Source organism: Curtobacterium sp. C2H10, from assembly GCF_025407985.1.
In the GTDB taxonomy this organism is placed as follows: Bacteria; Actinomycetota; Actinomycetes; order Actinomycetales; family Microbacteriaceae; genus Curtobacterium.
The window spans coordinates 50,034-58,163 of record NZ_JABXGF010000015.1 but is presented as its reverse complement, the minus strand read 5'-3'; the positions used below and the strand labels follow the sequence as shown (position 1 = coordinate 58,163).

At 69.0% G+C, this 8,130-nt stretch carries 4 protein-coding genes; all 4 read right to left on the bottom strand.

The annotated features are described in order from the left end of the window. On the bottom strand, positions 1-1,945 hold a 1,945-nt coding region (gene uvrC, locus HWD93_RS08240), incomplete at its 3' end, for an excinuclease ABC subunit UvrC (RefSeq protein WP_261646539.1). Continuing rightward, positions 1,946-4,972 (bottom strand): excinuclease ABC subunit UvrA, encoded by a 3,027-nt coding sequence (uvrA, locus tag HWD93_RS08235; RefSeq protein WP_261646538.1) that lies wholly within the window; start codon positions 4,970-4,972, stop codon positions 1,946-1,948. Positions 4,973-5,020: 48 nt separating this feature from the next. Continuing rightward, the gene (locus HWD93_RS08230) at positions 5,021-5,965 is read right to left on the bottom strand and encodes an SDR family NAD(P)-dependent oxidoreductase (protein WP_229084951.1); all 945 of its coding nucleotides are present in this window, start codon (positions 5,963-5,965) and stop codon (positions 5,021-5,023) included. Beyond that, complete coding sequence (uvrB, locus tag HWD93_RS08225; RefSeq protein WP_070419051.1) at positions 5,955-8,027, bottom strand: excinuclease ABC subunit UvrB; 2,073 nt, start codon at positions 8,025-8,027, stop codon at positions 5,955-5,957. Before uvrB ends, HWD93_RS08230 begins: the two co-directional genes overlap by 11 nt. Positions 8,028-8,130 lie beyond the last annotated feature (103 nt).

The following is an 8,130-nucleotide window of genomic DNA, read 5'->3' as shown; positions in this document are numbered from 1 at the left end:
CCTCCGGCGCGCTCGTCGGCGTCGGGGCGCCGGCGGCCTCCGGCGCGCTCGTCGGCGTCTGCGCGAGCTTCGTGACCACGGCGGCAGCCGTCGCCGGCCCGACGCCGTTCACCTCGGCGATCTCCTCCGCCGTCGCCTCGCGCAGCCGCGCCACCGACCCGAAGTGCTTCAGCAGCGCGTTCACCCGGGTGGGGCCGAGACCCGGGATCTCGGACAGCCGCGACCGGACGTCCCGCTTGCGCCGGGTCCGCTGGTGCGTGATCGCGAACCGGTGTGCCTCGTCACGGATGCGCTGGATGAGGAACAGCGCCTCGGAGTTGCGCGGCAGGATCACCGGGAAGTCGTCGTCCGGCAACCAGAGTTCCTCGAGCCGCTTCGCGATGCCCACGAGCGCGATGTCGTGCACCCCGGCCTCGTCCATCGCGCGCTTCGCCGCCTGCACCTGCGGCTGCCCGCCGTCGACGATGAGCAGCTGCGGCCGGTAGGCGAACCGCTTGGTCGGCTTCGACCCCTCGACCACCTCGTCGCTGGTGACGTCGGGGACATCCGGCAGCTCGGCGTCCTCGTCGAGGCGCGCAAGCCGGCGGGACAGCACCTGGTGCATGCTGTCGGTGTCGTCGGTGGTCTCGGCGATCGAGTACCGCCGGTACTGGTCCTTGCGGGGCAACCCGTCCTCGAACACGACCATCGACGCGACGACGTTCGTCCCCTGCAGGTGCGAGATGTCGTAGCACTCCATGCGGAGCGGTGCCTCGGTCATGCCGAGGGCGTCCTGGATGTCCGCCAGCGCCGCGGACCGCGTCGTGTAGTCGGCGGAGCGCTTCGTCTTGTAGAGCATGAGCGCCTGGGCAGCGTTCTGCGCCGCGGTCCGGGCGAGCCCCGCCCGGTCACCCCGCTGCGCGGTGCTGAGCTTGGTGCCCCGACCGCCACGGCGTTCGCTGAGCCACTGCTGCAGCGCCTCGGCGTCCTCCGGCAGTTCCGGCACGACGACCTCGCGCGGGGGTTCCTCGCCCGTCGCGTACTGTCCCTGCACGATCTGCTCGATGAGGTCGCCCGTCGAGATGTCGAGTTCCTTGTCGACGACCCACCCGCGCACACCGCGGATGCGCCCGCCGCGCACCGAGAACAGCTGCACCGCCGCGGCGAGCTCGTCCTCGGAGATGCCGAACAGGTCGAGGTCGACCGAGTCGCGGAGCACGACCGCGGACTTCTCGAGCACGGCCTCGAGCGCGCCGACCTGGTCGCGGAACTTCGCGGCCTGCTCGTACTGCATCGCGTCGGCCGAAGCGGCCATGCGCTGCCGCAGCTGCGTGATCACCCGGCGGTCGTAGCTCGCCATGAAGCGCACGAACTCCTCGACCAGCGCGCGGTGCTCGGCGATCGTGACCTTCTGGGAGCACGGGCCGCCGCACTTGCCGATCTGCCCCGGGAAGCACGGCTTGCCGGTCTGCATCGCCTTCTTGTACGACGAGTCCGAGCAGGTGCGGATCGGGAACACCTTGATCATCAGGTCGATCGTGTCGTGCACCGCCCAGATCTTCGGGTACGGACCGAAGTACTTCGCGCCCTTGATCTTCCGGTTCCGGGTGACCATCACCCGGGGCGACTCCTCGCCCAGGGTGATCGCCATGTACGGGTAGGACTTGTCGTCCCGGAACTTGACGTTGAAGGGCGGATCGAACTCCTTGATCCACGTGTACTCGAGCTGCAGCGCCTCGATCTCGGAACCGACCGTCGTCCACTCGACGCTCCGTGCCGTGAGCACCATGCGCCGGGTGCGCTCGTGCAGCGTCGGCAGCGGTGCGAAGTAGTTGCTCAGCCGGGCACGGAGGTTCTTCGCCTTGCCGACGTAGAGCACCCGGCCGGCTTCGTCACGCCAGCGGTAGACGCCCGGATCAGTGGGGATCTCCCCCGCCTTCGGACGCCACGGGACGGTGTCCGCCACCTACCGAGCACCCGCCTTCTGCTTCGCCTTCAGCCGCTTCTGGCTGGCCGTACGTGCGCCGACCGCCTGTTCCTTGCCGACCCGCGCGTCCTGCGCATCGAAGATCTCCTTGAGGAAGACCCCGGTGTGGCTCTCGGGCACGTTCGCCACGTGCTCGGGCGTCCCCGTCGCGAGGACCGTCCCGCCGCCGGATCCACCTTCAGGTCCCATGTCGATCAGCCAGTCCGCCGACTTGATGACGTCGAGGTTGTGCTCAATCGTGATGACCGTGTTGCCCTTGTCGACCAGGCTCTGCAGCACGAGGAGCAGCTTGCGGACGTCTTCGAAGTGCAGACCGGTGGTCGGTTCGTCGAGGACGTAGACCGTCCGGCCGTTCGACCGGCGCTGGAGCTCGGTGGCGAGCTTGACGCGCTGCGCCTCGCCCCCGGAGAGCGTCGTTGCGCTCTGCCCGAGCCGGACGTAGCCCAGCCCGACGTCGACGAGCGTCGCCATGTACCGGTGGATCGCGGAGATCGGCTCGAAGAACTCGGCTGCCTCGCTGATCGGCATGTCGAGGACCTCGGAGATGTCCTTGCCCTTGTAGTGCACCTGCAGCGTCTCGCGGTTGTACCGCGCACCGCCGCAGACCTCGCACGCGACGTAGACGTCGGGGAGGAAGTTCATCTCGATCTTGATCGTGCCGTCACCGGAGCAGTTCTCGCAGCGACCGCCCTTGACGTTGAAGCTGAAGCGACCGGGCTGGTAGCCGCGCGCCTTCGCCTCGGGCGTCTCGGCGAAGAGCTGCCGGATCCGGTCGAACACGCCCGTGTAGGTCGCCGGGTTGGACCGCGGGGTCCGACCGATCGGCGCCTGGTCGACGTGCACGACCTTGTCGAGCTGGTCGAGCCCCTTCACGCGGGTGTGCTTGCCCGCGATGTGCCGTGCGCCGTTGAGCTGGTTGGCGAGCACCTTGTAGAGGATGTCGTTGACGAGCGTCGACTTGCCCGACCCGCTCACCCCGGTGACCGCGGTGAACACCCCGAGCGGGAAGTCCGCGTCGATCGACTTGAGGTTGTTCGCCCGCGCACCCTGCACGCTGATCGTGCGCTTGAGGTTCACCGTGCGACGCTCGGCAGGGACCTCGATCGCACGTCGGCCCGCCAGGTAGTCGCCCGTGATCGATTCGCGGTTCTCGATGATCCCCTCGTACGAGCCGGAGTGGACGACGTTGCCGCCGTTCACACCCGCGCCGGGGCCGATGTCGACGACCCAGTCCGCCGTGCGGATCGTGTCCTCGTCGTGCTCGACGACGATGAGCGTGTTGCCGAGGTCCTTGAGCTTCACCAGGGTGTCGATCAACCGCCGGTTGTCGCGCTGGTGCAGCCCGATGCTCGGCTCGTCGAGGACGTAGAGCACGCCGGTCAGTCCGGACCCGATCTGGGTGGCCAGACGGATGCGCTGCGCCTCGCCGCCGGAGAGCCCGCCCGCGCCACGGGAGAGCGTCAGGTAGTTCAGACCGACCTCGAGCAGGAACTCGAGCCGCGCCCGGATCTCGCGCAGGACGGCGGCCGCGATGTGCGCCTCGCGCTCGGTGAGGGTGAGGCTCTCCATGAAGCCGTACGCGTTGTCGAGCGACATGTCCGTCACGTCGGCGATGCTGCGGCCGTCCACCGTCACGGCGAGGACCTCGGGCTTGAGGCGCGTGCCGTCGCAGACCGGGCAGGGGACCTCGCGCAGGTAGCCCTGGAAGCGCTGCCGCTGCGAGTCCGACTCGGCCTCGGCGAACTTGCGCTCGATGTAGGGCATGACGCCCTCGAACCCGCTCGTGTACCGCATCTCGCGGCCGAACCGGTTGCGCCAGGACACCGACACCTGGAAGTCCTTACCGGTGAGGATCGCTGCCTGCACCGAGGCGTCGAGACGGTTCCACGGGGTGTCCAGGTCGAACCCGAGGTCCTTGCCGAGGCCGGCGAGGAGCTTCTCGAAGTAGGAGTAGAGCCCGCTCGTGCCCGTCCACGGCAGCAGGACGCCGTCGCGCAGGGACGCCTCGGGGTCGCCGAGGACGAGGTCCGGGTCGACCGACATGCGGGTACCGAGGCCGGAGCACTCGGGGCACGCGCCGAACGGCGCGTTGAACGAGAACGTGCGCGGCTCGATCTCGGTGAGCGCCAGCGGGTGGTTGTTCGGGCAGGAGAGGTTCTCGGAGTAGGTCCGGACCGCACCGGGTCCCTCGGCGTCGACGAGGTCGATCGCGACCGTGCCGTCGGTCAGGCGCAGTGCCGTCTCGAGCGAGTCGGTCAGACGCCCGAGGATGTCCTCGTTCGCGACGAGACGGTCGACGATGACCGAGATGTCGTGCTTGACCTGCTTCTTGAGCTTGGGCGGGTCGCTGAGCTGGATGCGTTCTCCGTCGACGATCGCGCGGGCGTAGCCGGACGCCGCCAGTTCTTGGAAGAGGTCGACGAACTCGCCCTTCTTCTTGGAGATGACGGGCGCGAGCACCTGGAACCGCGTGCCCGACTCGAACTCCATGAGCTGGTCGGCGATCTGCTGCACGCTCTGCTTGCTGATCACCTCACCGCAGACGGGGCAGTGCGGGATGCCGATGCGCGCCCAGAGCAGACGCATGTAGTCGTAGACCTCGGTGATGGTGCCGACCGTCGATCGCGGGTTGCGGTTCGTCGACTTCTGGTCGATCGAGACCGCGGGCGAGAGCCCTTCGATGAAGTCAACGTCCGGGCGGTCGACCTGCCCGAGGAACTGGCGCGCGTACGCAGACAGCGATTCGACGTAGCGGCGCTGTCCCTCGGCGAAGATCGTGTCGAACGCCAGCGAGGACTTGCCGGATCCGGACAGACCCGTGAACACGACGAGCGAGTCGCGTGGGATCTCGAGGTCGACGTCGCGCAGGTTGTGCACGCGGGCACCGCGCACGCTGAGCGTGGAGGTGCTGTGCGGTGCCGTGCCGCCGGGGATGTGGAGGTCTACGGGCTCGCCGAAGGCATTCCGGCCCGACGTCGAGGTTCCGCGGTCAGAGGTGATGGTCATCGTCGTCGATTCTACGAAGCGGCACCGACATTCGGCCGCGATGGACGGTCAGACGAGTGCGTCGAGAGCGAACGCGACCCCGGCGGCACGCTCACTCGCCACCCAGAGCCGGGCGGCCTCGGCCCGGTCGTGGGCCCGCGGTTCGGCCCGGACGACCGCTGCCGGCCCCCGGAGCTGCATCCAGCCCGACGGCCCCCAGTACTCGCCGGACCGGACGCCGTCGGCGATCGCCGCGTGCACGAGCGGGTCGGCGCCGGCGTCCTTGCCCTGGGCGTACAGCCGCTGCGCCGGACGGGTCCACGCCGGCTCCGATCGGGACGATGCGACGTCGGGACGCTCGGGTGACAGCAGGTCGAGCGAGAACCCGGGATGCGCGACGACGCTGGAGACCGGTGACCCGGCATCGGCGAGGCGTTCGGCGAGCTCGAAGCCGAAGAGCATGACCGCGAGCTTGCTCCGCCCGTACTGGCGGTAGCTGGAGTAGTGGCTCGCGCCGAGCGGGTCCGACGGGTCGAGCCGTGCCCACCGGTGTGCGATCGACCCGAGGTGCACCACGCGCCCCGCGCGGCGGTCGAGCAGTGGGAGCGTCAGCGCCGTCCAGGCGAAGTGCCCGAGGTGGTTCGTGCCCACCTGCAGCTCGGTGCCCTGGGCCGTCCGCTGCATCGTGCTCGCGCCCACCACGCCGGCGTTGTTCACGATCGCGTCGACACCCTCCGGCTGCAGCGCCGCGAGCTCGTCGGCGGCTGCCCGCACGCTGTCGAGGTCGGCGAGGTCGAGGTGCACGTGCGCGAGGTCGGCGCCGTCCACGTGGCGACGGATGCTCCGCTCGGCCGCCGCAGCGCGCTCGCGGCTGCGGGTCGCGAGGACGACGCGGTGACCGGCGGCGGCGAGCTGCTCCGCGGCGAAGTACCCGAGGCCGGCACTCGCACCGGTGACGACGACGGTGCGACGAGACCCGTCGCGCGCGGCGCGCGCGCCGGCGTCAGCTGACATGGCCCGCCGACTCCATCTGGCGGAGCGCCTTCTTGAGGTCCTGCACCTCGTCGCGGAGCCGTGCGGCGAGTTCGAACTTCAGCTCGGCCGCCGCCTGCAGCATCTGCTCGTTGAGGTCGCCGATGGTCGCTTCGAGCTGCATCGCCCCCTCGCCGGCGATCCCGCCGCGCTTGAGGTTCGGCGTCGGCGAGCGTCGGCCGTCCGCTCCGGGGCGACCTTCGAGCAGCGCCTTCGTGTCGTCGTTCTCACGCGCCAGGATCTCGGTGATGTCGGCGATCTTCTTGCGCAGCGGCTGCGGGTCGATGCCGCGCTCGGTGTTGTAGGCCACCTGCTTCTCGCGGCGACGGTCGGTCTCCTCGATCGCGGTCTTCATCGAGTCGGTCATCTTGTCGGCGTACATCAGCACCTGGCCCGAGACGTTGCGGGCGGCACGACCGATTGTCTGGATGAGCGACGTCGACGAGCGGAGGAAGCCTTCCTTGTCGGCGTCGAGGATCGCCACGAGCGAGACCTCGGGCAGGTCGAGCCCCTCGCGCAGGAGGTTGATGCCGACGAGCACGTCGTAGACGCCCTGGCGCAGTTCGGTCAGCAGCTCGACGCGCTTGAGGGTGTCGACGTCGGAGTGCAGGTACCGGACCCGGACGCCGGCGTTGCCGAGGAAGTCGGTGAGTTCCTCGGCCATGCGCTTGGTCAGCGTCGTGACGAGGACGCGCTCGTCCTTCTCGACGCGCTGGTTGATCTCCTCGAGCAGGTCGTCGATCTGGCCGTCACTCGGCTTCACGACGATCTCGGGGTCGACCAGGCCCGTCGGGCGGATGATCTGCTCGACGACACTGTCCGTCACACCGAGTTCGTAGCGGCCCGGGGTCGCCGACAGGTAGACCTTCTGGCCGGAGCGTTCGAGGAACTCTTCCCAGGTGAGCGGTCGGTTGTCGAGGGCGCTCGGCAGGCGGAAGCCGTGCTCGACCAGCGTGCGCTTGCGGGAGGCGTCCCCTTCGTACATCGCGCCGATCTGGGGCACGGTGACGTGCGACTCGTCGATCACGATGAGGAGGTCGTCCGGGAAGAAGTCGAGCAGGCAGTGCGGCGGTTCCCCCGCGGCACGGCCGTCCATGTGGCGCGAGTAGTTCTCGATGCCGGAGCAGAAGCCGATCTGCTCCATCATCTCGATGTCGAACGTGGTGCGCATCCGGAGCCGCTGGGCCTCGAGCAGCTTGCCCTGCCCCTCGAGCTCGGCCAGGCGCTCGGCGAGTTCGTCCTTGATCGTGGCGATCGCCCGGTGCATGACCTCAGTGTCGGCGACGTAGTGCGACGCCGGGAAGATCGACACTGCGGGCATGTCCTCGATCACGTTGCCGGTGAGCGGGTGCAGGTACGACAGCGCCTCGACCTCGTCGCCGAACATCTCGATGCGGATCGCGTGCTCTTCGTACATCGGGATGATCTCGAGTGTGTCGCCGCGGACCCGGAAGGTCCCTCGTGCGAAGTCGACGTCGTTCCGCTGGTACTGCATCGCGACGAACTTGCGGACGAGCTGGTCGCGGGAGATCGTCTGACCGACGTGCAGCGCGACCGAGGCGTTCATGTACTGCTCCGGCGTCCCCAGGCCGTAGATGCAGGACACCGTCGAGACCACCACGACGTCGCGCCGGCTGAGCAGCGAGTTCGTCGTCGAGTGCCGGAGCCGCTCGACCTCGGCGTTGACCGAGGAGTCCTTCTCGATGAAGGTGTCCGTCTGCGGGACGTAGGCCTCGGGCTGGTAGTAGTCGTAGTACGAGACGAAGTACTCGACGGCGTTGTTCGGCAGCAGGCTCCGGAACTCGTTCGCGAGCTGGGCCGCCAGGGTCTTGTTGTGCGCGAGCACGAGCGTCGGCCGCTGCACCTGCTCGATGAGCCACGCGGTCGTCGCCGACTTGCCCGTACCGGTCGCACCGAGCAGCACGACGTCGGTCTCACCGGCGTTGATGCGACCGGCCAGTTCGGCGATCGCCGCGGGCTGGTCGCCGCTCGGCGAGTACTCGCTGATGACCTCGAACGGGCGGACCGCGCGCGTGGGCTCGATTGACACTGCCATGCCCACCACGGTAGTCGGCACCCCTGACACCGGAGCCGTCTGCTCGCCCTCGGCGTATCGTCCACGCCAAGCACGCTCCGAGACCGCTGAT

Bases quoted from the DNA above. Each gene is read 5' to 3' on its own strand.
- uvrA (WP_261646538.1), bottom strand. From the start codon at position 4,972: ATGACCATCACCTCTGACCGCGGAACCTCGACGTCGGGCCGGAATGCC.
- HWD93_RS08230 (WP_229084951.1), bottom strand. From the start codon at position 5,965: ATGTCAGCTGACGCCGGCGCGCGCGCCGCGCGCGACGGGTCTCGTCGC.